The sequence below is a fragment of the Streptomyces sp. NPDC079141 genome (genome assembly GCF_040686775.1).
Lineage (GTDB): Bacteria > Actinomycetota > Actinomycetes > Streptomycetales > Streptomycetaceae > Streptomyces.
Window position 1 is genome coordinate 39,548 of record NZ_JBFBLP010000012.1, and the last position, 26,092, is coordinate 65,639.

The 26,092-nt window shown below is 71.9% G+C and carries 24 protein-coding genes; 18 read left to right on the forward strand and 6 right to left on the reverse strand.

Translation table 11 applies throughout. The annotated features are described in order from the left end of the window. Positions 1 to 26 precede the first annotated feature (26 nt). Positions 27 to 365, forward strand: coding sequence for a hypothetical protein (locus AB0Q90_RS28165; RefSeq protein WP_363161176.1), 339 nt, complete (start codon positions 27 to 29; stop codon positions 363 to 365). A 137-nt stretch (positions 366 to 502) separates the two neighbouring features. Here AB0Q90_RS28165 and AB0Q90_RS28170 read toward each other — a convergent pair whose 3' ends face one another. Continuing rightward, positions 503 to 919 (reverse strand): pyridoxamine 5'-phosphate oxidase family protein, encoded by a 417-nt coding sequence (locus tag AB0Q90_RS28170; RefSeq protein WP_363161125.1) that lies wholly within the window; start codon positions 917 to 919, stop codon positions 503 to 505. A gap of 120 nt (positions 920 to 1,039) precedes the next feature. Here AB0Q90_RS28170 and clpB point away from each other — a divergent pair, with 120 nt between their 5' ends. Together clpB and AB0Q90_RS28180 are read left to right on the forward strand one after the other, a co-directional pair. After that, the gene (gene clpB / locus AB0Q90_RS28175; protein WP_363161124.1) at positions 1,040 to 3,637 is read left to right on the forward strand and encodes an ATP-dependent chaperone ClpB; all 2,598 of its coding nucleotides are present in this window, start codon (positions 1,040 to 1,042) and stop codon (positions 3,635 to 3,637) included. A 217-nt stretch (positions 3,638 to 3,854) separates the two neighbouring features. After that, complete coding sequence (locus tag AB0Q90_RS28180; protein WP_363161123.1) at positions 3,855 to 4,385, forward strand: YbjN domain-containing protein; 531 nt, start codon at positions 3,855 to 3,857, stop codon at positions 4,383 to 4,385. 7 nt (positions 4,386 to 4,392) lie between these two features. Here the strand turns inward: AB0Q90_RS28180 and AB0Q90_RS28185 are convergent, their stop codons facing one another. Beyond that, a complete protein-coding gene (locus tag AB0Q90_RS28185; RefSeq protein ID WP_363161122.1) occupies positions 4,393 to 5,589 on the reverse strand; it encodes a hypothetical protein in 1,197 nt (398 codons plus the stop codon). An 82-nt stretch (positions 5,590 to 5,671) separates the two neighbouring features. Next, positions 5,672 to 6,862 carry a pyridoxal phosphate-dependent aminotransferase gene (locus AB0Q90_RS28190; RefSeq protein WP_363161121.1) on the reverse strand — a complete coding sequence of 397 codons (1,191 nt, stop codon included), beginning with the start codon at positions 6,860 to 6,862 and terminating at the stop codon, positions 5,672 to 5,674. 128 nt (positions 6,863 to 6,990) lie between these two features. Between AB0Q90_RS28190 and AB0Q90_RS28195 the strand changes: the two genes are divergently transcribed. The 14 genes from AB0Q90_RS28195 to AB0Q90_RS28260 all read left to right on the forward strand — a co-directional run bounded on the left by AB0Q90_RS28195 (position 6,991) and on the right by AB0Q90_RS28260 (position 21,347). Then, positions 6,991 to 7,245 (forward strand): hypothetical protein, encoded by a 255-nt coding sequence (locus AB0Q90_RS28195; protein ID WP_363161120.1) that lies wholly within the window; start codon positions 6,991 to 6,993, stop codon positions 7,243 to 7,245. A 434-nt stretch (positions 7,246 to 7,679) separates the two neighbouring features. Next, positions 7,680 to 8,240, forward strand: a complete 561-nt coding sequence (locus AB0Q90_RS28200) for a DUF2617 family protein (protein ID WP_363161119.1) — start codon at positions 7,680 to 7,682, stop codon at positions 8,238 to 8,240. A gap of 131 nt (positions 8,241 to 8,371) precedes the next feature. After that, positions 8,372 to 10,009: a polyamine aminopropyltransferase gene (locus AB0Q90_RS28205; RefSeq protein ID WP_363161118.1), complete on the forward strand. Its 1,638-nt coding sequence runs from the start codon at positions 8,372 to 8,374 to the stop codon at positions 10,007 to 10,009. A gap of 86 nt (positions 10,010 to 10,095) precedes the next feature. Next, positions 10,096 to 11,445: an SRPBCC domain-containing protein gene (locus tag AB0Q90_RS28210; protein WP_363161117.1), complete on the forward strand. Its 1,350-nt coding sequence runs from the start codon at positions 10,096 to 10,098 to the stop codon at positions 11,443 to 11,445. Positions 11,446 to 11,485: 40 nt separating this feature from the next. Next, a complete protein-coding gene (locus tag AB0Q90_RS28215) occupies positions 11,486 to 12,274 on the forward strand; it encodes an aldose 1-epimerase (RefSeq protein WP_363161116.1) in 789 nt (262 codons plus the stop codon). A gap of 10 nt (positions 12,275 to 12,284) precedes the next feature. Next, positions 12,285 to 12,833, forward strand: a complete 549-nt coding sequence (gene pyrE, locus AB0Q90_RS28220) for an orotate phosphoribosyltransferase (RefSeq protein ID WP_363161115.1) — start codon at positions 12,285 to 12,287, stop codon at positions 12,831 to 12,833. 136 nt (positions 12,834 to 12,969) lie between these two features. Beyond that, complete coding sequence (gene fbaA, locus AB0Q90_RS28225) at positions 12,970 to 13,992, forward strand: class II fructose-bisphosphate aldolase (RefSeq protein ID WP_363161114.1); 1,023 nt, start codon at positions 12,970 to 12,972, stop codon at positions 13,990 to 13,992. A gap of 69 nt (positions 13,993 to 14,061) precedes the next feature. Beyond that, entirely contained in the window at positions 14,062 to 15,510 is a 1,449-nt protein-coding gene (locus AB0Q90_RS28230; RefSeq protein WP_363161113.1) for an MFS transporter, read from the forward strand. A gap of 22 nt (positions 15,511 to 15,532) precedes the next feature. Next, positions 15,533 to 15,946: a DUF3151 domain-containing protein gene (locus AB0Q90_RS28235; RefSeq protein WP_363161112.1), complete on the forward strand. Its 414-nt coding sequence runs from the start codon at positions 15,533 to 15,535 to the stop codon at positions 15,944 to 15,946. Positions 15,947 to 16,096: 150 nt separating this feature from the next. After that, complete coding sequence (locus AB0Q90_RS28240) at positions 16,097 to 16,936, forward strand: tryptophan 2,3-dioxygenase family protein (protein WP_363161111.1); 840 nt, start codon at positions 16,097 to 16,099, stop codon at positions 16,934 to 16,936. Continuing rightward, on the forward strand, positions 16,929 to 18,113 hold the full coding sequence (gene kynU, locus AB0Q90_RS28245) for a kynureninase (protein WP_363161110.1): 1,185 nt from the start codon (positions 16,929 to 16,931) through the stop codon (positions 18,111 to 18,113). Before AB0Q90_RS28240 ends, kynU begins: the two co-directional genes overlap by 8 nt. A 313-nt stretch (positions 18,114 to 18,426) precedes the next feature. Beyond that, positions 18,427 to 19,290, forward strand: a complete 864-nt coding sequence (locus AB0Q90_RS28250; RefSeq protein WP_363161109.1) for an alpha/beta hydrolase — start codon at positions 18,427 to 18,429, stop codon at positions 19,288 to 19,290. 75 nt (positions 19,291 to 19,365) lie between these two features. Next, entirely contained in the window at positions 19,366 to 20,685 is a 1,320-nt protein-coding gene (locus tag AB0Q90_RS28255; protein ID WP_363161175.1) for a histidine kinase, read from the forward strand. Continuing rightward, the gene (locus AB0Q90_RS28260; RefSeq protein WP_363161108.1) at positions 20,682 to 21,347 is read left to right on the forward strand and encodes a response regulator transcription factor; all 666 of its coding nucleotides are present in this window, start codon (positions 20,682 to 20,684) and stop codon (positions 21,345 to 21,347) included. Before AB0Q90_RS28255 ends, AB0Q90_RS28260 begins: the two co-directional genes overlap by 4 nt. 24 nt (positions 21,348 to 21,371) lie before the next feature. Here AB0Q90_RS28260 and AB0Q90_RS28265 read toward each other — a convergent pair whose 3' ends face one another. Beyond that, entirely contained in the window at positions 21,372 to 22,187 is an 816-nt protein-coding gene (locus AB0Q90_RS28265; protein ID WP_363161106.1) for a hypothetical protein, read from the reverse strand. 77 nt (positions 22,188 to 22,264) lie between these two features. Between AB0Q90_RS28265 and AB0Q90_RS28270 the strand changes: the two genes are divergently transcribed. Next, entirely contained in the window at positions 22,265 to 23,467 is a 1,203-nt protein-coding gene (locus tag AB0Q90_RS28270; protein WP_363161105.1) for a cytochrome P450, read from the forward strand. A gap of 55 nt (positions 23,468 to 23,522) precedes the next feature. On the opposite strand, the gene AB0Q90_RS28275 is transcribed toward AB0Q90_RS28270, so the two are convergent. Together AB0Q90_RS28275 and AB0Q90_RS28280 are read right to left on the reverse strand one after the other, a co-directional pair. Then, positions 23,523 to 25,181, reverse strand: a complete 1,659-nt coding sequence (locus tag AB0Q90_RS28275; protein ID WP_363161104.1) for an ABC transporter permease — start codon at positions 25,179 to 25,181, stop codon at positions 23,523 to 23,525. After that, positions 25,178 to 26,092: an ABC transporter ATP-binding protein gene (locus AB0Q90_RS28280; protein WP_363161103.1), complete on the reverse strand. Its 915-nt coding sequence runs from the start codon at positions 26,090 to 26,092 to the stop codon at positions 25,178 to 25,180. The genes AB0Q90_RS28275 and AB0Q90_RS28280 overlap by 4 nt, the downstream gene beginning before the upstream one ends.

A 26,092-nucleotide genomic window follows, 5' to 3' on the forward strand; every position in this document is an offset into this window, starting at 1 on the left:
GCTGACACTTCGTGGGACTGATCGCCATGACTACCCCACCCGACGACCGCTCCTTCCGCCGCGAAATGGCCACCGCCTACCGATCCGGCTGGCACTTCATCGACCTGGTCACCGCCATCCCCCACCCTGGTGACTCGTTGATGGTGACTGTCTTCGGTGAGCCGGTCGTCGTGACGCGGGACGAGGACGAGGACCTGAGGGCTTACCGGTGCCTGCGGAGGCCCCGGGGTGCTCCGCAGCCCGTGCGATGTGCCATTCGGTACGGAATGATTTTTGTGAACCTGGACCAGCGGGACCACCATCAGGTGGTGGAACCGGAGGTCCCGGCCCCCCGGACAATTTCAGCCACCCCCCGCAGTGCCTGACGCGATTCCCCCGTCGTAACAGATCGCTCAGGTGCTTCCCCCCGCAGCGGCGTCACCGTGACCTGAACACGGTGACGCCGCTGCAGTTTTGCGGGACATTTCCGGGTATCCGCCAAGTCGCCCTTGGCCGAAAACCGTCAGCCGCGCCCCATGGCCCGTTCCAGCTCGATCTCGATCACCACGCGTGACGGATTCGGCGACGGCGTCCGCTCGTAGCGCTCGGCGTACCGCCGTTCCGCCTCCGCGATCCGCTCCGGCTCGGTGCGCACGTACGCCCGTCCCTCCAGGGTCGCCCACCGCCGCCCGTCCACCTGGCACACCGCGACGCGGGCCCCGGCCGGGCCGGCCGCCAGTACGTTGCCCACCTTCGTGCTGGCCTTGTTCGCGATCACCCGGGCCAGCCGTGCCCCGGGGTCGTAGGTCACCCCGACCGGCACCACGTGCGGGCTGCCGTCCGGGCGGGGGGTCGTCAGCGTGCACAGGTGTCTTTCCCGCCAGAAGCTGAGGTACGAGCCGTCGGGATCGCCCGGGTCCACGGAGTATGTCGTCGCCATGACGTCGGAACTTAGTCCCCTGGGCCTCCCGGACGCTGCCTTGAGTGGAATAGACTCAACTTTGTGTACGCTGATGGAGTCAGTAATGGGAGACGCTGACGTCAGGAGGAGAACGGACACGTGGACGCCGAGCTGACCAACAGGAGCCGGGACGCGATCAACGCGGCCAGCAACCGGGCCGTGACCGAGGGGCACCCGGACCTCACCCCCGCTCACCTGCTCCTGGCGCTGCTCCAGGGGCAGGACAACGAGAACATCACCGATCTGCTGGCCGCCGTGGAGGCCGATCAGGCCGCCGTGCGGGCGGGGGCCGAGAAGGTGCTCGCCGGTCTGCCCAGCGTGACCGGGTCCACCGTCGCGCCCCCGCAGCCCAGCCGTGAGCTGCTCGCGGTGATCGCCGAGGCGCAGGCGAAGGCGAAGGAGCTCGGCGACGAGTACCTCTCCACCGAGCACCTCCTCATCGGTATCGCCGCCAAGGGCGGCCAGGCCGGCGACGTACTCTCCCAGCAGGGCGCCACGGCGAAGAAGCTGCTGCAGGCGTTCCAGGAGTCAAGGGGAGGACGCCGGGTGACCACAGCCGATCCGGAGGGGCAGTACAAGGCCCTGGAGAAGTTCGGCACCGACTTCACCGCAGCCGCGCGGGAGGGCAAGCTCGACCCCGTCATCGGGCGGGATCACGAGATCCGGCGGGTTGTGCAGGTGCTCAGCCGCCGCACCAAGAACAATCCCGTGCTCATCGGTGAGCCCGGCGTCGGCAAGACCGCCGTCGTCGAGGGGCTCGCCCAGCGGATCGTGAAGGGTGACGTGCCCGAGTCCCTCAAGGACAAGCGGCTCGTCGCGCTGGATCTGGGGGCCATGGTCGCGGGCGCCAAGTACCGCGGTGAGTTCGAGGAGCGGCTGAAGACCGTGCTCGCGGAGATCAAGGACTCCGACGGGCAGATCATCACCTTCATCGACGAGTTGCACACGGTCGTCGGGGCCGGGGCCGGCGGGGACTCCGCCATGGACGCCGGGAACATGCTCAAGCCCATGCTCGCCCGTGGTGAACTGCGCATGGTCGGTGCGACGACGCTCGACGAGTACCGGGAGCGCATCGAGAAGGACCCCGCCCTGGAGCGGCGCTTCCAGCAGGTGCTCGTCGCCGAGCCCACCGTCGAGGACACCATCGCGATCCTGCGCGGGCTCAAGGGGCGGTACGAGGCCCACCACAAGGTGCAGATCGCGGACAGCGCGCTGGTCGCCGCGGCCACCCTCTCCGACCGGTACATCACCTCCCGCTTCCTGCCCGACAAGGCCATCGACCTCGTCGACGAGGCCGCGTCCCGGCTGCGCATGGAGATCGACTCCTCGCCCGTCGAGATCGACGAACTCCAGCGCGCCGTCGACCGGCTGAAGATGGAGGAGCTGGCCCTGAGCCGGGAGACCGACGCGGCCTCCCGCGAGCGTCTTGAGCGGCTGCGCCGCGACCTCGCCGACAAGGAGGAGGAGCTGCGGGGCCTGACCGCCCGCTGGGAGAAGGAGAAGCAGTCCCTCAACCGGGTCGGCGAGCTGAAGGAACGCCTCGACGACCTGCGCGGCCAGGCCGAACGCGCCCAGCGCGACGGCGACTTCGACACCGCCAGCAAGCTGCTCTACGGCGAGATCCCCACCCTGGAGCGTGACCTGGAGGCCGCCTCCGAGGCCGAGGAGGAGGCCTCCAGGGACACCATGGTCAAGGAGGAGGTCGGCCCCGACGACATCGCCGACACCGTGGCCGCCTGGACGGGCATCCCGGCCGGCCGGCTGCTGGAGGGCGAGACGCAGAAGCTGCTGCGCATGGAGGAGGAGCTGGGGCGCAGGCTCATCGGGCAGACCGAGGCCGTGCAGGCCGTCTCCGACGCCGTACGACGCACCCGCGCGGGGATCGCCGACCCGGACCGCCCCACCGGCTCCTTCCTCTTCCTCGGCCCGACCGGCGTCGGCAAGACCGAACTGGCCAAGGCGCTCGCCGACTTCCTCTTCGACGACGAGCGGGCCATGGTCCGCATCGACATGTCGGAGTACAGCGAGAAGCACAGCGTGGCCCGGCTGGTCGGCGCGCCCCCCGGCTACGTCGGCTACGAGGAGGGCGGCCAGCTGACGGAGGCGGTGCGCAGGCGCCCGTACAGCGTCGTGCTGCTGGACGAGGTGGAGAAGGCGCACCCGGAGGTCTTCGACATCCTGCTCCAGGTGCTGGACGACGGGCGGCTGACGGACGGTCAGGGCCGTACGGTCGACTTCCGCAACACGATCCTGGTGCTGACGTCCAACCTGGGCAGCCAGTTCCTGGTCGACCCGATGACGACCGAGGAAGAGAAGAAGCAGCAGGTCCTGGAGGTGGTCCGGACCGCCTTCAAGCCGGAGTTCCTCAACCGGCTCGACGACCTGGTCGTCTTCTCGGCGCTGTCGAAGGACGAGCTGGGCCGGATCGCCCGCCTCCAGATCGACCGTCTGGCGGCGCGCCTCGCGGAACGCCGGCTCACCCTGGAGATCACCGAGGAGGCCCTGGCCTGGCTCGCCGACGAGGGCAACGACCCGGCCTACGGCGCCCGCCCCCTGCGCCGCCTCGTCCAGACCGCCATCGGCGACCGCCTCGCCAAGGAGATCCTCTCCGGCGAGATCAAGGACGGCGACACGGTCCGGGTGGACACGTTCGGGGAGGGGCTGATCGTGGGGCCGGCGACGGGCAAGACCCTGTAGCGCCGCGACCGCCCCGGGCGGCCCGCCCCGCGCACCGCCGGGGCGGGCCGTCGGCGTGTCTGCGCACGGCACGCCCTCCGCGCCGGTCCCTGCCGCTCCCTGCCGGTCACGCTCGGCCGGATCAAGTCAGCCGAGGGCTGACAGGCCCCGGCGGGGCTTGCCACCCCCCTCCCCGGATGGGGGAGGATGGCGGGATCCGTACGAAGGGAAAAACACGGTGAGCATCGACCCGTCCTCGATTCCGAACTTCGGGGGTCAGCAGCAGCCGCAGCCCGGCCCGCCGCCCGGCCCCGTGGTCCCGGATCAGGACCTCGTGAAGCAGCTCCTCGACCAGATGGAGCTGAAGTACGTCGTCGACGACGAGGGTGACCTCGCGGCGCCGTGGGAGCAGTTCCGTACGTACTTCATGTTCCGTGGCGAGGGGGACCAGCAGGTCTTCTCGGTGCGGACGTTCTACGACCGCCCGCACCAGATCGACGAGAAGCCGCAGCTGCTGGAGTCCATCGACGACTGGAACCGGCGGACCCTGTGGCCCAAGCTCTACACGCACACCCACGACGACGGCACCGTCCGCCTCATCGGTGAGGCGCAGATGCTGATCGGCACCGGTGTCAGCCTGGAGCACTTCGTCTCCTCGACCGTCAGCTGGGTGCGGGCGGCCATCGAGTTCGACAAGTGGCTCGTGGAGCAGCTCGGCCTGGAGCAGGAGGTCAACGAGGCCGAGAAGCCCGAGGACGACGAGGAGTGATCCTCCGCTAGAGAGGCGTGTTCGCGACTACGACGAGATACGCGCCGTAAGCGAACGAGAGCCCGGCCAGGGCGCCGACCACCACGGTCGCGTGCCAGGGCCGGGCTCTCGCCGTCCGTACCAGGGCCCGGGCCAGCGGCAGGAGCAGGGGAAACGCCGGGAGCAGGAAGCGGGGCTTGGACTCGAAGAAGCCCGAGCCGCCGAGCGTGATCAGCAGCAGGACGCCGCTGTAGGCGAGGAGGGGGAGCGGGGCGCGGTCGGCGAGGAGGAGGCCGTAGAGCAGGACGGCCGCGGCGACGATCACCATGGTCATGGGGAAGACCAGGTGGCCGCCGTGCAGGAGCAGATGGCGGACGAAGCGCAGTGAGCCGTGGCCCAGGTCGAAGGTCGAGCCCCACCGGCGCTGCACCTCGAAGTAGCCGCCGAGAAGGTCGCCCCTGCGGTGGCCGACATGGAGCACGTACGCGATCCAGCCGAGCGGCGCGAGCGCGGCGCCCGTCCACAGCCTGTGGGTAACCTTTCCGCGCTCCCGCCGGACCGCGTACGCCGCGCCCGCCAGCACCGCGGCCGCGACCGCGAACCCGTTCGGCCGGGAGAGGCCCGCGAGCGCCGCCAGCGCCCCCGCCCACAGCCAGCGTCCGGTGAGCACCGCGTACAGCGCCCAGGCGGCGAAGGCGGTCAGCAGCGGCTCGGTGTACGCCATCGACAGCACCACCGAGTGCGGCAGCAGGGCCCACAGGAGGACGAGGACGGTGGCCACGGCGCGCCCGTACAGGCGGGAGCCGAGGGCGTGGATCCCGCAGGCGGCGATCCCGGCGGCCGTCCAGGACACGACCAGGCCGGCCGCGCCCCACCCGAGCGGGCTCACCGACGTCACGGCCCGCACCAGCCCCGGGTACAGCGGGAAGAACGCCAGGTCGCTCTGGACGATGTCCGGCCCGAAGCGCAGGGTGCGGCCGTAGCCGTGCGCGGCGATCCCCAGGTACCACAGGGAGTCCCAGGACCGGCCGAGCAGCGCCAGCGGCTGCCGGCCGGTGGCCCAGGCGACGGCGGCGAGCACGGCGACCCCGGTGAGCCGGGCCGCCGCGAACAGACCGAGCGCGGCGCCGAGCGACACCGCGAGCGGGTAGCGGCGCGCGGTACGCCCAGGGGGGCCGGGGTGGGGTGTGACGGTGGGTGGGGCGAGGGTACTGGCGTGGGTCACATCCGCACATTGCAGGGTGAACCGGGCAGGCGCGAGCGCTGCGCGCCCGCCCGGGTGCACCCTGCATCCGGCGGCACCCGGCTCAGCCCGCCAGGGCCTTCAGCCGCTGCACCGCCTCCTCCAGCACCTCGGTCCGCTTGCAGAACGCGAACCGCACGAAGGGCGCGCCCGCCTCCCGGTGGTCGTAGAAGACGGCGTTGGGGATGGCGACGACCCCGGCGCGCTCCGGCAGCGCCCGGCAGAACGCGAAGCCGTCGCTCTCGCCGAGGGGGCGGATGTCGGTGGTGACGAAGTAGGTGCCCGCGGGCCGGAACACCGCGAAGCCCGCCTCCTCAAGACCGGTCGCCAGCAGGTCCCGCTTGGCCAGCATGTCCTCGCGGAAGGCGGTGAAGTAGCTCTCGGGCAGCGCCAGCGCCTCGGCCACCGCGTGCTGGAACGGCCCCGACGCCACATACGTCAGGAACTGCTTCGCCGAGCGCACCGCCGTCACCAGCTCCGGCGTCCCGGTCGCCCAGCCCACCTTCCAGCCGGTGAACGAGAACGTCTTGCCGGCCGAGCCGATGGTCACCGTCCGCTCCCGCATTCCGGGGAAGGCCGCCAGCGGCAGGTGCTCGGCCCCGTCGAAGACCAGGTGCTCGTAGACCTCGTCCGTGACCACCAGCAGATCGCGCTCCACCGCGAGCTCGGCGATCGCGGTCAGTTCCGCGCGGGTGAGGACCGTGCCGGTCGGGTTGTGCGGGGTGTTGACCAGCAGCAGCCGGGTGCGGTCCGTGACCGCGGCGCGCAGCTCGTCGAGGTCGAGCCGGAAGCTGCCCTCGTGCGGCCGGAGGGTGACCGGCACCCGGCGGGCGCCCGCCATCGCGATGCACGCCGCGTAGGAGTCGTAGTACGGCTCGAAGGCGATCACCTCGTCGCCCGGTTCGAGCAGCGCGAGCAGGGAGGCGGCGATGGCCTCCGTGGCGCCGGCGGTGACGAGGACCTCCGTGTCCGGGTCGTACGGCAGCCCGTACAGCCGCTCCTGGTGCGCGGCGACGGCCGTACGCAGCTCGGGGACGCCCGGGCCCGGCGGGTACTGGTTGCCGCGCCCGTCACGCAGCGCGCGCACCGCCGCCTCCCGGATCTCCTCGGGGCCGTCCGTGTCGGGGAAACCCTGCCCCAGATTGATGGACCCGGTCCGCAGGGCCAGCGCGGACATCTCGGCGAAGATCGTCGTGCCGAACTCGGCGAGTCGGCGGTTGAGCAGCGGGCGCGGGGTGGAGGTCATGGCGGCCATCCTGCGCCCAAGCTCTGGAGTTCCTCAACTCTGCTTTGGCCGGTCGGACGGGAGGGCATTTCACCGGCACGCACAGAACGAGGCGCCCACGGGGGGCCGCTTCGGGGGAACGAAAGGAGGATGACGCCATGAACTTCGGCATCGTCCTGGCCGTGGCGGCGGTCCTGACCGTCGGACTGGTGATCATCGGCAAGGCGCACTCCGGGTCGACGGCCTCGGCCGGCCGGTCGCGGCGCCGCGGCCGCCACCACGGCAGCGACTCCGGCGGCAGCTGGTGGGCCGGCGGGGGAGACAGCGGCCACTCCTGCGGTGGCGGGTCGTCCTGCGGCGGTTCCTCGTCGTCCTGCGGAGGCGGCGGGGGCGGATGCGGCGGAGGCAGCTGACACGGGGCAGCTGAGCTCCGGCAGGGGGAGCCGCATCCGGGGAGCGGGGTCCGGTCACGGGGGACGGGCCCCGCTTCTCTGTGTTTCGTGCATCCGCTCCCTGTGATCCAGGGGTCCGTTCCCTGCGTTCCAGGTATCCGCTCCCCGTGTTCCGTGTATCCGTGCTCCGGCGTACGCCCCCGCCGACACGGCGTACGCCGTGGTTGAACAGTTGAGCTGTGGAGCCCTCTGAGGGATGGAAACCCTACGAAGTTGGGTAAAAACGCTGTGGCGGCGCCGCCGTTCATGATTCCCTCTAAATCACCAACGCAGCCCCACGGACGTCCCGCGGACCCCCCCTGACTCGCCGACCGGGCTGACCGGGCCTGCCCCGGTGTCGACTTGGGTGCGCCGGACCCACACCTCCCTTTCTTGCGTGCTAGCGGAGCCGATCCATGCTCACGACCCTGAACACCTCCTACACCGACACGCGCGCGGCCGACCTCGCCTGGGCTCTGGGGCGCGAGCCGCTCCCGGCCCTGGCCACGCTCGACCTCGAACTGGCCGGGGCAAAGCTCCAGTTGAGACTGCTCGGCGCGTCCCACCAGGTACTCCTGGAGGAGGAGCGGGGCTGCTGCTCGGAGACGGTGGCGTGCATCCCCGGCAGCAGCACGCCCCTTCCGCTCGGGGTGGCCAAACGGGTCGGGGACTGGGAGTACGAATTCGCCGCGCGTGTCGAAGTGCTGTCGCCGGGTCAGTTCGCGGGCCGGGCACAGGAGTTGCTGGCCCTCGTGGCCGACCACCCCAACGGTCTGGCCGGTGTCTTCCCCGGCAGCCCGCACGCCTTCACGGCGATGCTGGCGCAGCGGCACGAGGGGCAGGTGCACTGGCGGACCTGGCACGCCTACCCGCAGGACGGGCAGTTGGTGGCCACGCGGACGCGGGTCGGGGTGCGGGTGCCGGCGCCGGTGCCGGTGCCGGTGCCGGTGAGCGTGCTCAGCCCGTCCGGGGTGTGAGTGCGGGCGTGGTCGTGCGTGGTCGTGCGTGGTCGTGCTTATGTGCGCTCAAACGCCGAGCGGTCGATTGGGCGCCAGTTCCACACGTGTGGGTGACGAAGCGTGACGTGCACGTGACGTAACGTCGCAGGGTGATCGAACCGCACGCGCCCGCCCCGCCCGGCACCCCGCCACCCTGGGGCGGTCCGGCGCGGCTTCCCGTCCGGCCGGGGACGGGACGTTTCCTGGTCCTCGCGTGCGTCTTCGTCTGCGCCGCCTGTGGACTTGTGTACGAACTCGAACTGGTCGCCCTCGCCTCGTACTTGATCGGCGACTCGGTCACCCAGGCCTCCGTGGTGCTGTCCCTCATGGTGTTCGCGATGGGCCTCGGATCCCTCGTCGCCAAACGGCTCCGCTGGCACGCCGCGGCCGGCTTCGGCGCGATCGAGGCCGTACTCGCGCTCGTCGGCGGATGCAGCGCGCTCGCCCTGTACGGCGTCTTCGCGTGGACCGGGGACTGGGGCGGGCTGTGGGCCAACGGCCCGCGGGTGCTGCTGGTGACCTTCTCCCTCGCGATCGGACTGCTGATCGGCGCCGAAGTCCCCCTGCTGATGGAGCTGATCCAGCGGATCCGGCGCCAGGACGCGGGCGGGGCGGTGGCCGACCTGTTCGCCGCGGACTACGTCGGCGCGCTGGTCGGCGGCCTGGCCTTCCCGTTCCTACTGCTGCCGCTGCTCGGCCAGTTGACGGGGGCGCTGATCACCGGGGCGGTCAACGCGGTGGCCGGAGGGGCCCTCGTCCTCGGCCTGTTCCGCCGCGATCTGACCCGGCGCGGCCGCTGGCTGCTGCTCGTCGCCAACCTTGCCGTCCTCGGCGTCCTCGCCACCGCCGCGGTCCATGTCGACGACTTCGAACGGGCCGCGCGGCACGCGGTGTACGGCGCGGACGTGCGGGTGGCGGTCCAGACCGGCGTGCAGGAGGTGGTCATCACGGGCGGTACGCACGGCCGTCCCCTCGACCTCTTCCTCGACGGACGGCTGCGGGTCAGCGGCCGCGACGAGCACCGCTACCACGAGGCGCTGGTCCACCCCGCGATGAACGGCCCGCATGCGCGCGTGCTCATCCTCGGCGGCGGCGACGGACTGGCGGCGCGGGAGGTGCTGCGGCATCCGGGGGTGCGGCGGGTGGACGTCGTGGAACTCGACGCGGAGCTGGTGGGCCTGGCGCGCCGCGATCCCGCGCTCGCGCGGCTCAACGGGCATGTGTACGACGATCCGCGCGTCCGCGTCACCACCGGGGACGCGTTCCGGCATCTGCGCACGGCGCCGGCGACCCGCTACGACGTCGTGATCTCCGACCTTCCGGATCCCGGGATCACGGCGAGCACGAAGCTGTACTCGCAGGAGTTCTACGGACTGGCGCGGCGGATGCTGGCCGACGAGGGGCGGCTGGTGGTGCACGCGGGTCCGGTGGCCTCCCGCCCGCGGGTCTTCTGGACGGTGGACGCGACCATGCGCGCCGCCGGACTGCGCACGGCGCCCTACTGCGTGGCCGGCCGCGCCCCCGGCTTCGCGGCCGGCCCCGACCGCTCGGCGGGCCGCGCGGAAGCCCCCCACGACTGGGGTTTCATCCTGTCGTCCGGGACCGCGCGCCCCGCGCTGGACCTGCCGGCGGACGGCCCCGATCTGCGCACCATCACAACGGCCCGCCTGCTGGAGGACGCGAGGGCGGCGGAGGCGTTGCGGGTACGGGGGTTGGGGGCGTCGACGCTGGTGCATCCGCGGTACTGAGCGACCGGGCGTGGCCACACCGACGTGCGGGGAGATTACGCCGACGGGGGGTGCAGGGGTGGGTCTGCTGGGTAGGCTCCGCAGACATGGAGCTTGAGGTGTTCGTTCCGGTGGCCGCCGCCCGGTTGCGGGAGGCGCTGGCCGACCCCGTGCGGGTGGCCCGGGCGGTTCCCGGGCTTCAGCAGGATGCCGGCGCCGAGACCCCGGTCAGCGGGCGGCTGAAGATCCGGGTCGGCGGCCACACCATCACCTACCGCGGATCCGCCCGCCTCTCGGCCCGGGACGACGGTTCGTACGCCGTCGAGGCCGACGCGACCGAGGCCCGCGGCACCGGATCCGTGAAACTCACCCTCACCCTGACCCTGCGCGACACCACCGACGGCGCCACCCTCACCTTCGACGGCTCAGCCACGGCAGACGGCCGCATCGCCCACCTCCCACCTGACTCCGTCACCTCGGCCGTCACCAGACTGCTGAACCGTTTCGCGGAGGGGTTGGGGGAGACGGCGGGCGAGAAGCGGGAGCCTACGACCGCCGACCCGGCATCCGCCGATCCTGCGGCCGCCGAGCCCGCGTCCCCGGAGCCTGCGGCCGCTGAGTCCGCGGCCGTCGAGTCTGCAGCCGTCGAGTCCGCGGCCATCGAGTCGGCAGGCCCGGAGTCCGCAGCCGCCGAAGGCCAGGATGTCCCGCAGGGGCCACCCGCACCGGGCGAGGGCGGGGCCGAGACCGCCGAGTCGGCAGCCGCCGAGCCCGCGTCCCCGGAGTCCGCAGCCGCCGAAGGCCAGGATGTCCCGCAGGAGCCACCCGCACCGGGCGAGGGCGGGGCCGAGACCGCCGAGTCGGCAGCCGCCGAGCCCGCATCCCCGGAGCCTGCGGCCGCTGAACCCGCAGCGCCGGAGCCCGTAGCCGCCGAGGACGTCTCGCAGGGGCCGGCCGCACCGGGCGAGGGCGGGGCCGGGACTGCCGAGTCGGCAGCCGCCGAGCCCGCGTCCCCGGAGTCCGCAGCCGCCGAAGGCCAGGATGTCCCGCAGGGGCCACCCGCACCGGGCGAGGGCGGGGCCGAGACCGCCGAGTCGGCAGCTGCTGGGCCCGCAGGCCCAGAGTCCGCAGCCGCCGAGTCCGCAGCCGCCGAACCCGCAGCCGCTGATGGCGAGGACGCCCCGCAGGAGCCACCCGCACCGGCCGAAGGCGAAGCCGACGCCGCCGAGCCCGCGGCCGCCAACCGCTCGCTTCCCGAGGCCGCTCACGCGCGGCGCACGATGATTGGGCGCAGTGCGGAGGAGGTCGATCATGCTCCGCCTCGTGGGCGGTACGCCCCCGTGCCCGCCCCGCAGACTGCGCAGCCCGTCTCGACCCTGCGCTGGGCGGCGCCCGCCGCGGCGCTCGCGCTCGCCTCGGCGATTGTCGTCGGCCGGATCCTGAGGAGACGCCACTGAACCGGACCGGCCCTCTTGATCACCCCAGTAGGGTCGTCCTGTGAGTAACGATGACATCACGCTGACCGCAGGCGACGCGGAACTGACGGTGACCCCCGCGGGCGGCGGCCGACTCGGCGCCCTGCGCGTCGGCGGCCTCGACCTGCTCCGCCGGGGGGACCGCTTCGGCTGCTTCCCGATGGTGCCCTGGTGCGGACGGATCAGGGACGGCCGTTTCCTGGACGGCGCCGCCGTCCGCCAGCTGCCGCTGAACTCCCCGCCGCACGCCATCCACGGCACCGCCCGCGACGGCGCCTGGCGCACCGCCCGCACGAGCACCGACGAGGCGGTCATCACGTACGACCTGGTGGATCCCTGGCCGTACGCCGGCCGGGTCACCCAGGTCATCGCCCTCACCGAGGACTCCCTGACGCTCACCATGGCCGTGGAGACGTACGAGGACTCCTTCCCGGCGCAGATCGGCTGGCACCCCTGGTTCAACCGCAACCTCGGCAAGGAGGACGTCGGCCTCGGCTTCACCCCCGGCTGGCAGGAGGAGCGCGGAGACGACCACCTGCCCACCGGCAACCGCATCGACCCCAAGCCGGGCCCCTGGGACGACTGCTTCGGCATGCCCGAGGGCGTCGACGTCACCCTGACCTGGCCCGGACAGCTCCAGCTGAAGGTCACCAGCCCCGAGCGGTGGGTCGTCGTCTACGACGAGCAGGAGGCCGCCGTCTGCGTGGAGCCGCAGACCGGCCCGCCCAACGGCCTGAACACCCTCCCGCGCCTGGTCACCCCCCTGGAACCGCTGGAGGCCACGACCACCTGGAGCTGGACCCGCCTCTAAGCTGTTCGGCATGACGGACGTACGCGGCGCGCTGCTGCAGCAGATCAAGGACAAGGCCGTGGTGCACGGCAAGGTGACCCTGTCGTCGGGTCTTGAGGCGGACTACTACGTCGACCTCCGGCGTATCACCCTCGACGGGGAGGCCGCCCCGCTGGTCGGGCAGGTGCTGCTCGACCTCACCGCGGACCTCGACTTCGATGCCGTCGGCGGGCTCACCATGGGCGCCGACCCGGTGGCCGCCGCCATGCTGCACGCCGCCGCCGCCCGCGGGCAGAGGCTGGACGCGTTCGTCGTCCGCAAGGCCGCCAAGGCGCACGGTCTGCAGCGCCGCGTGGAGGGCCCGGACATCGCCGGCCGCCGCGTCCTGGTCGTCGAGGACACCTCCACCACCGGCGGCTCCCCGCTGGCCGCCGTCGAGGCCGTGCGCGAGGCGGGCGCCGAGGTCGTGGCCGTCGCGACGATCGTCGACCGGGCCACCGGCGCCGCCGAGAAGATCCAGGAGGGCGCGCGTGTGCCGTACCGCTACGCCTTCTCCAAGGACGAGCTCGGTCTGGACTGAGGTCCGGTCTGAGACGGCTCTCGGAGCATCCCGGTTCGTCTGGAAAGATGGGCCCGACGATGACGTCGCATCCCAAGGTCTAGGTCAGGGCCAAGGACAGAGCAGTACGCCAACCCGCATATCAAGGAGCGGACAGATGCCCATCGCAACTCCTGAGGTCTACAACGAGATGCTCGACCGGGCGAAGGCAGGCAAGTTCGCCTACCCGGCCATCAACGTCACCTCGACGCAGACCCTGCACGCGGCGCTGCGCGGCTTCGCCGAGGCCGAGAGCGACGGCATCATCCAGATCTCGACCGGTGGCGCCGAGTTCCTGGGCGGCCAGTACAGCAAGGACATGGTCACCGGCGCCGTGGCCCTGGCCGAGTTCGCGCACGTCGTCGCCGAGAAGTACCCGGTGACGGTCGCGCTGCACACCGACCACTGCCCGAAGGACAAGCTCGACGGGTACGTACGCCCGCTGCTCGCGGTCTCCGAGGAGCGCGTCAAGGCCGGCCGCAACCCGCTGTTCCAGTCGCACATGTGGGACGGTTCGGCCGAGACCCTGGCCGACAACCTCTCCATCGCGCAGGAGCTGCTCGCCCGCGCCGCCGCCGCGAAGATCATCCTTGAGGTCGAGATCACCCCGACCGGCGGCGAGGAGGACGGCGTCTCGCACGAGATCAACGACTCGCTGTACACGACCGTCGACGACGCCTTCCGTACGGTCGAGGCCCTCGGTCTCGGTGAGAAGGGCCGCTACCTGCTCGCCGCCTCCTTCGGCAACGTCCACGGCGTCTACAAGCCGGGCAACGTCGTCCTCAAGCCCGAGCTGCTGAAGGAGCTCAACGAGGGCGTCGCCGCCAAGTACGGCAAGGCGTCCCCGTTCGACTTCGTCTTCCACGGCGGCTCCGGCTCCACCGAGCAGGAGATCGCCACCGCGCTGGACAACGGCGTGGTGAAGATGAACCTCGACACCGACACCCAGTACGCCTTCACGCGTCCGGTGGCGGCCCACATGTTCCAGAACTACGACGGCGTCCTGAAGGTCGACGGCGAGGTCGGCAACAAGAAGACCTACGACCCGCGCACCTGGGGCAAGCTCGCCGAGGCCAGCATGGCCGCGCGCGTGACCAAGGCCTGCGCCGACCTGCGTTCGACGGGCACGAAGATCAAGTAATTGATCGGGTAATTCTCCTTTTCAGCGAGCCCGGTGCTACGGCGCCGGGCTCGCTGTATACCTGGGGCCATGACCGATGTCCGGCTGGCCTCGCCCCAGGGCAGATGGATCCTGCTGACCACCGTCCTCGGCTCCAGCATGGCGCTGCTGGACTCGACCGTCGTCAATGTCGCGCTGCCCCGGATGGGCGAGGACCTGGACGCGAGCCTGTCCGCCCTCCAGTGGACGGTCAACTCGTACATGCTCACCCTGGCCGGCCTGATCCTCCTCGGCGGCTCCCTGGGCGACCGCTACGGCCGGCGCAAGATCTTCGTCATCGGCGTCATCTGGTTCGCCGCCGCCTCCCTGCTGTGCGGGCTCGCCCCGAACGCCGGTGTGCTGATCGCCGCGCGGGCCTTGCAGGGCGTCGGCGGAGCGCTGCTCACGCCCGGCTCGCTCGCCCTCATCCAGGCCTCCTTCCATCCCGACGACCGGGGCCGGGCGGTGGGCCTGTGGTCCGGCTTCGGCGGCATCGGGGCGGCCGTGGGACCGTTCCTGGGCGGCTGGCTGGTGGACGGGCCCGGCTGGCGGTGGGTGTTCCTGCTGAACGTTCCGCTGGCGCTGCTGTGCGCCCCCATCGCCGTACGCCATGTCCCCGAGTCGGGGGACGGCACCAGGCACGGCCGTTTCGACGTGCTCGGCGCGGCCCTCGGCGCGCTGGCGCTCGCCCTGGTGACGTACGCGCTGATCGAGGCGGACTGGATCACGGCGTCGGTGGGCGTGGCCCTCGGGGTCGCGTTCGTCTACGTCGAGAAGCGGCGCCCCGACCCGATGATGCCGCCGGCCATCTTCGCGTCCCGCCAGTTCACCGCCGTCAACCTGGTCACCCTGTGCGTGTACGCGGCCCTCGGCGGGTTCTTCTTCCTCGCCGTGATCCAGCTCCAGGTCGTCGCCGGCTACTCGGCCCTGGCCGCCGGTACGGCACTGCTGCCGACGACCGTCCTGATGCTGCTGCTCTCCGCCCGCTCCGGCGAGCTGGCCGACCGGATCGGGCCGCGCATCCCGCTCACCGTCGGGCCGCTGGTCAGCGCGGCCGGACTGCTGCTGATGCTGCGGGTCGGTCCGGACGCCTCGTACCTGGCCGACGTCCTGCCCGCCGTCCTCGTCTTCGGGCTCGGCCTGGTCACCCTGGTCGCCCCGCTGACCGCCACCGTCCTCGCCTCCGTGGATGTCGCGCGGGCGGGTCTGGCCAGCGGCATCAACAACGCGGCGGCCCGCGCCGCCGGTCTCGTCGCCGTGGCCGCGCTGCCGTTGCTGACCGGGATGGGCGAGGACGCCTACCGCTCGCCGGACGCCTTCGACGACGCCTTCCGCGAGGCCATGCTCTGGTGCGCGGGGGTGCTGGTGGTGGGCTCCGCCCTGGCCTTCGCGACCGTGCGACGGCTGCCGCCGGACTGCCGGCGGCCCGAATGCCTCACCCATGGCTCGATCACCGCTCCGCCGCTGGAGGGGGAGCGGGCCAAGCGGCGTATCGGCTAGCCGATGCTCCAGACTGGAACCCATGACGATTCACGAGAACCTCCTCGGGGGCCCGCCCCCGACCCACCTCCCCGACGACCCGGAGCCCCGTGAGCTCCTCGCGTCCGGTACGGCGTCCGCCGATGTCGCCGCGAAGTATCCGACGTCCTCCCTGGCCTGGGCGCAGCTGGCCGACGAGGCGTACGAGCGGGGCAGCGTCGTGGAGTCGTACGCCTATGCCCGTACGGGCTACCACCGCGGTCTGGACTCCCTGCGCCGCAACGGCTGGAAGGGCCACGGCCCGGTGCCGTGGGAGCACGAGCCGAACCGCGGCTTCCTGCGCGCCCTGCACGCCCTCGCCCGGGCCGCCGGTGCCATCGGCGAGCAGGAGGAGTACGAGCGCTGCTCGCAGTTCCTGAAGGACTCCTCGCCGACGGCGGCACAGACGCTGGGCTAGCGGATTCCACTGGTGCGGGCCCGGCTGTGTGATGCGGTCGGGCCTTGCACATTCCGGGGGTGACCCCTGAGGATTCGGGTGGGGACCGGGGCCCCCGTGTCGATAACGGCAGGGGCGGACCGCTACCCGGAGTGACAACAGGAGACAGCGATGTCCCAAGAGGCTCACGAGATCCAGGAGCCCGAGACCCCGCATCTCGACTTCGAAGGCACGACGCCGTACGAGGACTACGTCAAGGCGGACGTGCTCACCCATCTCCAGCACACCCTCTCCGACGATCCCGGAGAGATGGTCTTCCTGGTCACGACCCAGGTGATGGAGCTGTGGTTCACCGTCATCGTCCACGAGTGGGAGACCGCGGCGCGCGCCCTGCGCGAGGACCGGCCCGGCGTGGCGATCGACGCCCTGAAGCGTTCGGTACGGGAGCTGGAGGCGCTCAACGCCTCCTGGAAGCCGCTCGGCCAGCTGACGCCGGCGCAGTTCAACGCGTACCGCTCCGCGCTCGGTGAGGGCTCCGGCTTCCAGTCGGCGATGTACCGGCGGATGGAGTTCCTGCTCGCCGAGAAGTCCGCGTCGATGCTGGTCCCGCACCGTGGCGCGCCGCGCGTGCACGCGGAGCTGGAGAAGGCGCTGCACGAGCCGAGCCTGTACGACGAGGTGCTGCGGTTCCTCGCCCGGCGCGGGTGTGCGATCCCCGCGTCCGTGCTGACGCGTGACGTGTCGCGGCGGTACGAGCCGTCGCAGCCGGTCGAGGCGGCCTGGACCGCGATCTACGCGGGCGACCAGAACTCCGAACTCGCCCGGCTGGGCGAGGCGTTGACGGACGTCGCGGAGCTGGTGTGGCGCTGGCGCAACGACCACCTGGTCGCCACGCGGCGCGCCATGGGCGCCAAGGCCGGTACGGGCGGTTCGGCGGGGGTTGCCTGGCTGGAGAAGCGGGCGCAGAAGAACGTCTTCCCCGAGCTGTGGACGGCGAGGTCCCATGTCTGAGCTTGCCGTGAAGGCCGAGAAGCTGGACGCGGCGGACGAACTGGCCGTCAAGCGTGCGGAGTTCGTGCTCGACGACGTTGTGTACCTCGACGGGAACTCGCTGGGCGCGCTGCCGGCGAACGTGCCGGGGCGGGTCGCGGACGTCGTGCAACGCCAGTGGGGCGAGCTGCGGATCCGGTCCTGGGACGAGAGCGGCTGGTGGACCGCGCCGGAGCGGATCGGCGACCGGATCGCTCCGCTGGTGGGGGCGGCGCCGGGGCAGGTCGTCGTGGGCGACTCGACAAGTGTCAACGTCTTCAAGGCACTTGTGGCCGCGGTCCGGATGGCCGGGGACGGCCGGGACGAGATCGTCGTGGACGCGACCACGTTCCCCACGGACGGGTACATCGCCGAGTCGGCGGCACGGATGACGGGGTGTGCCCTGCGTCCGGTGGCGCCTGCCGAGGTGCCGGGCGTGCTGAGTGAACGTACCGCGGCCGTGCTGCTGAACCATGTCGACTACCGGACGGGCCGCCTGCACGACCTGCCGTCTCTCACGGCCGCGGTGCACGCGGTGGGGGCGTACGCGGTGTGGGACCTGTGCCACAGCGCGGGGGCGCTGCCGGTGGGGCTGGACGCGCACGGGGTGGATCTGGCGGTCGGCTGCACGTACAAGTACCTGAACGGGGGGCCGGGTTCGCCCGCGTACCTGTACGTACGCCGTGATCTCCAGGCCCGGTTCGACTCTCCGCTGCCCGGCTGGAACTCGCACGCCGAGCCGTTCGGCATGCGCGCCGACTTCGAGCCCGCGGAGGGTGCGCTGCGGGGGCGGGTCGGGACGCCGGACATCCTGTCCATGCTCGCCCTTGAGGCGGCGCTGGACGTCTGGGACGGGGTGTCGGTCGAGCAGGTCCGGTCGAAGTCGCTGGCGCTGACGGACTTCTTCCTGGAGTGCGTGAGCGCGTACGTCCCCGAGGGCGCGGTGGAGTCCCTGACCCCGTCGGTCCATGCGGAACGCGGCAGCCAGGTCGCTCTGCGGTGCGAGGGGGCGGGCGAGGTGATGCGGCGCCTCATCGCGCGTGGCGTCGTCGGCGACTTCCGCGCCCCGGACGTCCTCCGCTTTGGCTTCACGCCGCTGTACGTGGGATTTGCGGATGTGGAGAGGGCGGCGAGGGTGCTGGGGGATTTGCTGGCCTAGTCCGCGGGCGCGTGGGGGCTGGTCGCGCAGTTCCCCGCGCCCCTTTGGGGGTGCCAGCGTTCGTGTCTGGCCTGCGGGCCCGTCGTGGTTGCTCGCGCAGTTCCCCGCGCCCCTTTGGGGCGCGGTCGGCTGTGCCGCTGAGCCTGCGGGCATAAAAGCGTGGTCCGCCGAACCGTTTAATCCTCACCGAGCGTGACATCCGCGTGTCCGCGCACGTCACGGGCCTGATACCGTCCCCGCCAACGGCCGAATTCTCACCTGGTCCGCCACCCCTGTTTCGTCCAAGTTCGTTCTGTCGTTGAGAGGTTGGAGCATGCCGGACGACGTCGTCGCTGCCCGGGCCGCCGCCGAGGAGGAGTCGGCCTTCTCGCACCCGCCCGTCGCGCCCGACGCCACCGCCGCGTACGGCGACCACCCCGACCAGGTCATCGACTTCTACGCCCCGCGCACCGAGGCCGGCCCCGGCGGTCCCGCCCCGCTCGTCGCGGTCCTGCACGGCGGTGCCTGGCGTGCCCCGTACGACCGCGCGCACATCACCCCGTTCGCCGACTATCTGGCCCGCCGCGGTTTCGCCGTGGCCAACATCGAGTACCGCCGCGGCGGCGAGGGCACCACGGCGGGCCGCTGGCCGGACACCTTCGACGACGTGGCCGCCGCGCTGGACGCCCTGCCCGGCCTCGTCCGCGAGGCGCTCCCGCAGGCCGACCCGCGCCGCACGGTGGTCACCGGCCACTCGGCCGGCGGCCACCTCGCGCTGTGGGCGGCCGCCCGCCACGTGCTGCCCGCCGACGCCCCCTGGCGCACCACCGGCCCCGCCCACCTGCGGGGCGTCGTCGCCCTCGCCCCCATCGCCGACTTCGCCATGGCCGACAAGCTCGACGTCTGCGGCGGCGCCGCCCGCCAACTCCTCGGCGGGGACGAGGGGTTCGCCGAGCGGCGGGCGTACACGGACCCCGCCCTGCTGCTTCCCACCGGTATCGCCACCACCCTCGTCCAGGGCCGCACGGACATCGACGTCCCGCAGGCGGTCGTCGAGTCCTACGCGGACGCGGCGGCGAAGGCGGGCGAGGTGGTCGGCCTGACCCTGCTGGAGGACGTCGGCCACTTCCCGCTGATCGACCCGGCGGCGGACGCCTGCGCGGTCGTCGCGGAGGAGATCGCACAGCTGGCGTGGTGACGCGTAGTACCTGAGACGGATCCCCGAGGACCCTTCTCACAGGTGACGACGCCGGACCCGGGGCCGCCTACCTTTCTGTACGTGACCGAGACGACCAGCAAAGCCCACAGCCCGGAGTTCCGGCTGGCCGTGGACGCCCTGCGCGGGCTGCGGCAGGACCTGTTCCACGACGCCTTCGCCTACCGCCCGCTGCCCCGGATGGGCGTCGACGGCCCGCTCACGCGTCGGCTGCCCGGCCGGCTGCGGGAGTACGCGGCGTGGACGCCGCACGCCGTGATCACGGTGGCGGCGCTGATCACGCTGCTCGCCACGAGCGCCGACACCAACGGCCAGGCGCTGCCGCTCGGCCTGTTCAGTGCGGCGCCGGTGCTGCTGACCATGGCGCGGCCGGTCGGCGCGTTCTGGCTGTCCATGGCCGCCACCCCGGTCGTCAGCGTGTTGAGCAGCAGCTGGTCGGAGTGGCCGTGGACGGCCGGCGCGGTCGTCTGCCATCTGACGGTGCTGACGATCGTGGCCATACGCACCAGGCCGCGTACGGCGGCGTGGATGTGGCTGCTGACGGGCGCGTACGCGCTGGTCGCGGAGGCCGGTTTCGGCCCCGACTACTACTACAACGGCTCGAACACCGGGCCCGTGATGGTCGTCTCCGCGTTCCTGCTGCTGCTCGTCTCGCTCTGGCACATTCGCCGCGAGGCCGCGCAGGAGGTGACCGCGCAGGCGACGGAGACCGCGCAGGAGCGTTCCAAGCGCACCCTCTTGGAGGAGCGCACGACGATCGCCCGCGAGCTGCACGACGTGGTCGCCCATCACATGTCCGTCGTCGCGATTCAGGCCGAGGCCGCCCCCTATCGGGTGGAGAATCCGCCGGAGGAGCTGGAGCGGGCCTTCGCCACCATCCGGGAGAACGCCGTGGCCGCCCTGACCGAGCTGCGCCGCGTCCTGGGCGTCGTACGGGCCGAGGATTACGAGGCTCCGGACGCCCCGCAGCCCACCCTCGCCGATCTGGACGCCCTGCTGGCCAATGTGCGGGACGCGGGTCTGGACGTGGAGAAGGCGGTCACCGGGGCGGTGCGCGAACTGCCGCAGGGCGTGGAGCTGTCGGCGTACCGGATCGTGCAGGAGGCGCTGAGCAACACGCTGCGGCACGCACCCGGGGCGACCGCCCGCGTGGAGGTCTCCTACGTCCTCGGCGGCCTGGGTCTGCGCGTGGTCAACGGCCCGCTGCCGCACCCCTCCTTGGTGAAGCCCTCGCCCGGCGCCGGGCACGGCATCACGGGCATGCGTGAGCGGGTGTCGATGCTGAACGGCGAGATGACTGCGGGGGCGGCGGACGACGGGGGCTACGAGGTGACCGTGTTCCTGCCGGTCCCGGCCATGAGCGAGGGTGACGCATGACCATCCGCGTGCTGATCGCGGACGACCAGATGATGGTGCGCGAGGGCTTCTCGGTCCTGCTGAACGCGATGCCGGACATCGAGGTCGTCGGCGAGGCCGTCAACGGCCGCGAGGCGGTCGCGAAGGTCCGTGAACTCGCCCCGGACGTCGTGCTGATGGACATCCGCATGCCCGAGCTGAACGGCATCGAGGCGACCCGGGAGATCGTGACCGCGGACGGCGCGGCGAAGGTGCTGGTGCTGACCACGTTCGACCTGGACGAGTACGTGTACCAGGCGCTGCGGGCGGGGGCGTCGGGGTTCCTGCTCAAGGACGCCTCGGCCCGTCAACTCGCGGAGGGCGTACGGGTGGTGGCCTCCGGCGAGGCCCTGCTCGCCCCCTCGGTCACCCGCCGGCTGATCACCGAGTTCTCCAAGCTGTCCGACGCCCCGCGGCTGATGTCCGCCGCGCACTCGTCCTACGGCGATCTCACCGAGCGCGAGACGGAGGTCCTGGTGCTCATCGCGCAGGGTCTGTCGAACGCGGAGATCGCCGGACGGCTGGTGGTCGCCGAGTCGACGATCAAGACCCATGTCAGCCGCATCCTGGTGAAGTTGGGGCTGCGCGACCGCACGCAGGCGGCCGTGTTCGCGTACGAGGCGCGGCTGGTGACGCCGGGCTGACCGGGGCGGGCTCCTCGGCTCCGGTCAGGCGAACAGGGCCGCGGGGATCATCAGGAAGTTGATGAGGATCAGGAGGCCGCCGAGGCCGCCGAAGAAGATCAGCGGGAGCAGCATGATCCCGCGTCCGACGAGCTGGTCCCGCGCATTGCCGTTGAAGGGGTCGCGGGGGTCGTAGACGACCTCGACCTGGTCGCCGCGGTAACGCTGGGACGCGTATCCGTACTTCTTGCCGTTGAGGTCGGTGAACGCGTACACGTGCATTCCGTCGTGGTAGCCGTCGTACAGGCCCAGCACCGTGATGCCGTGCTTGGACAGCCGCCAGGCCGGTGTGCCGAACGGAGTGAGACGCGCCCCCACGTGAACGGACACCGCGCCGACGAGGCCTCCCACCCACACGAGGATGATCATCTCGGGGTCCCCGGTGTAGGAGAGAAGCACGCTCTCTCCGGCGAACGCGAGGATCAGCGCGAGCCAGCCGATCCTGATCGCCCGCCGCAGCCGGAGCTCCCGGCTCTCGTCGTCCAGGGCCCGGACGGTGACGAGGGCGGAGCCGTCGGCGGCGGGTTCGGACACGGCGGGCAGGGCGGCGTTGACGGCCCCGGCGAAGGCGCCGGCGGCGACCTCGTTGACGTCGTCGAGCCGGTGGACGGTCGACCGGCTGCCGTGGGGCGCGGTCAGGACGACCTCGACCGCCCGCCGCTCGCAGCGGACCTGCGCGACGGCCGCGAGGGGTATGTGGTGCTCCTCGTCCCGCCGCTGGAGGATCAGCGCCGATCCGTCGAACCGGAGCGAGGTGTTCTTGCGGCCCCGCAGGACAGGAACCGACGGCATGATCGACATGAGCGTGATCGTAAAGGGGGAATCAGGCATTCCGGACCCCCTGGTCAGGGGAGGGGTCGCCGGGCTAGCGTCCGTTCATGGCAGCCTTCGATCCGTGGGACCCGGCGTTCCTCGCCGACCCGTACCCCGCCTACGCCGAGCTGCGTGCCCGGGGCCGCGTGCAGTACTACGAGCCCACGAACCAGTGGCTGGTTCCGCACCACGCCGACGTCTCGGCGCTGCTGCGCGACCGTCGCCTCGGGCGGGCGTACCAGCACCGGTTCACGCACGAGGACTTCGGGCGGACGACGCCCCCGGCGGAGCACGAGCCGTTCCACACGCTCAACGACCACGGCATGCTCGACCTGGAGCCGCCGGACCACACCCGGATCCGGCGCCTGGTGTCGAAGGCGTTCACCCCGCGCACGGTCGAGCAGCTCAGGCCGTACGTGGACCGGCTGGCCGGGGAGCTGGTGGACCGCCTGGTCGAGGCGGGCGGCGGGGATCTGCTCGCGGACGTCGCCGAGCCGCTGCCGGTCGCGGTGATCGCCGAGATGCTGGGCATCCCGGAGCCGGACCGGGCGCCGCTGCGGCCCTGGTCGGCGGACATCTGCGGAATGTACGAGCTGAACCCGCCGCAGGACGTGGCGGACCGGGCGGTGCGCGCCTCGGTCGAGTTCTCCGACTATCTGCGCGAGCTGATCGCCGAGCGCCGCAAGGAGCCCGGCGAGGACCTGATCTCGGGCCTGATCGCCGCCCATGACGAGGGCGACCGGCTCACCGAGCAGGAGATGATCTCGACCTGTGTGCTGCTGCTGAACGCGGGCCACGAGGCGACCGTGAACGCCACCGTCAACGGCTGGTACGCCCTGTTCCGCAACCCCGGTCAGCTGGCCGCGCTGCGCGCCGACCACTCCCTGGTCCCGGCCGCGATCGAGGAGCTGATGCGCTACGACACCCCGCTCCAGCTCTTCGAGCGGTGGGTGCTGGACGAGATCGAGATCGACGGGACCGTCGTTCCGCGGGGTGCGGAACTCGCCCTGCTCTTCGGGTCCGCCAACCACGACCCGGCGGTCTTCCGGGCCCCGGAGACGCTCGACCTCACCCGTGCCGAGAACCCGCACATCTCCTTCAGCGCCGGCATCCACTACTGCATCGGCGCCCCGCTGGCCCGTATCGAACTGGCGGCCTCGATGACGGCACTGCTGGAGAAGGCCCCGACGCTGGCGCTCGCGGAGGAGCCGAAGCGGAAGCCGAACTTCGTGATCCGGGGCCTTGAGGGGCTCAGCGTCTCGACGTGACCGCACCTGGGGCTCCGCCCCCTGAACCCGGGGGTTCAGGGGGCGGAGCCGCAACCTACTTCGTCTCCAGGTCCCGCCGCCGGAACCCCGCCAGGCCCAGCCACACCAGCCCCGCGGCGACGAGCGTCAGGAGGAGCAGTGGGGTCCAGTTCATGTCCGCTGCGGGGAGCTGCGGCACATGGCCGAAGGGGGAGAGGTTGTTCATCCAGTCGGGGAACTGGAGGATCTGGCCCAGGTAGCCGACGACGAAGGCGTACACCGGGACGACCCAGGCCGCCGCGCTCGCCCGCGGGAACCAGCCGAAGAGGACCACGGTGACCCCGACCGTCACCCACAGGGCCGGTGCGTAGGCGACCGCCGCCCCCACCAGCTTCAGGAACATCCCGCCGTCCCCGGTCGAGGCCGCGCCCGAGACGCCGAAGCCGATCCCGGCCAGCAGCAGGACGAGCGTGCCGCCGCCCATGGCCACCGCCAGATGGCTGCCGGTCCAGCGGCCGCGTGAGAGGCCGGTGGCGAGCAGCGGCTCGGCGCGGCCGGCGGTCTCCTCGGAGCGGGGCCGCTGCGCCGCCATGACGACGTACACGGCCGCTACGACCGTGATGACGACCATCACCATCGAGGCGAACGACTCGGCGACGCTGGAGCCGCCGATGCGGTCCAGGGCCTCCTGGATCTCGTCGATGTCCTTCAGCATGTCCTCGGCGTCCCCGAGGATCGAGCCGTACATCAGGCCCATCAGGAACAGACCCGCGCCGAAGCCGGTCAGCATGGAGCGGTGCAGCCGCAGCGCGAAGCCGAGCGGCGTGGTGAGTGCCTCGGAGCCGACCGGGCTGCCCAGCTTCTCCGGGCGCAGGCCCGCGCCCACGTCCCGCCGGGTGGAGAGCACGAAGCCGGTCGCCGCGCAGGCCACCGCGAGCGCGAGGCACAGCAGCAGCGGCCACCAGTCGTTGTCGACGTACGGGTAGGTGCGCTGCACCCAGCCGATCGGGGACAGCCAGGACAGCGCGCCGCTGGAGCCGCTGTCACCGGCGGCGCGCAGCACGTAGGCGGCGCCGATGACCGCGAGGGCCATCCCGCTCGCGCCGCGCGTGTGGGCGGTGATCTGCGCGGTGATCGCGGCGACGGCGGCGAAGACGATGCCGACGGCCGCGTGGTCGAGGCCGTAGAGCAGCGAGCCGGCGGTGTCGATGCCCTCGATGCCCGTGCCGGGCAGGCCGAGGGCCAGCAGCAGGGCCAGGGCGAGGTTGGCGAGGACCGCGACCGACAGGGCGGCGGCCAGGTGGGCGTGGCGGCCCACGACCGTGGAGCGCACCAGTTCGGCGCGGCCGGTCTCCTCCTCGGCGCGGGTGTGCCGGGTGATGATCAGCACGCTCATCAGGCCGACAAGGACGGCCGTGAAGCCGAGCATCTGGTGGCCCAGCATCGAGCCGAAGCTGTAGTCGTCGAGGTAGTGGCGCGGGCCGGACATGGCGAGCCCGGCGGGGCTGTCCATCGTTTCGACGACGTTCGCGCGGTCCTCGGGGTCGGCGTACAGCGTCTTGTAGTTGTTCGCCGTCATGACCGTGCCGAGGAACAGCGCCAGGATCCACACGGGGAGCCGTACGCGGTCCCGGCGCAGGGCGAAGCGGATCAGGGTGCGGGTGCCGGTCAGGGTGTTGCCGCCGGTGACGGGGGCGGCCTGGGCCGGGGCCTCGGCGGGGGCGGTGGCGGTCATGACTTGGCTCCGTGGCCGTTGGCGGCCAGCTCGTCGCCGTAGTGGCGGAGCATGAGTTCCTCCAGCGTCGGCGGGTGGCTGACCAGGCTGCGGATGCCGAACTCGGTGAGCTTGCGGACCGCGCCGTCGACCTGGGCGCCGTCTACGGCGAAGCGGACCCGGCCGTCGAGCGTCTGGAGGCCGTGGATGCCGGGCAGCGCGTCCAGGCCGGTGGCCGGGCGCTCGGTCTCGGCCTCGATCGTCGTACGGGTCAGGTGCCGCATCTCGCTGAGCGTGCCGGACTGCACGGTCTTCCCGAGCCGGACGATGCTCACCCGGTCGGCGAGCTTCTCCACCTGGGCCAGGATGTGGCTGGAGAGCAGCACGGTCTTGCCCGCGGCCTTGGCCTCGGCGATGACGTCCTGGAAGACGACCTCCATGAGCGGGTCCAGGCCCGCGGTCGGCTCGTCGAGCAGCAGCAGCTCGGCGTCCGAGGCGAGCGCGGCGACGATGGCGACCTTCTGCCGGTTGCCCTTGGAGTAGGCCCGGCCCTTCTTGGTCGGGTCCAGGTCGAAGCGCTCGATCAGGTCGGCCCGGCGCTGCTTGTTCAGGCCCCCGCGCAGCCGTGCGAGCAGGTCGATGGCCTCGCCGCCGGTGAGGTTGGGCCACAGCTCGACGTCGCCGGGGACGTAGGCGAGGTGCCGGTGCAGTTCCACGGCGTCCGCCCAGGGGTCGCGGCCGAGCACCTGCGCGGCGCCGGAGTCGGCGCGCAGCAGGCCGAGCAGGACCCGGATGGTGGTGGACTTTCCGGCGCCGTTGGGGCCGAGGAAGCCGTGGACCTCGCCGGTCCGGACGTCCAGGTCGAGGCCGTCGAGCGCCTGCGTCCTGCCGAACGACTTGTGGAGCCCGGAGACCGTGATTGCCTTCGTCAT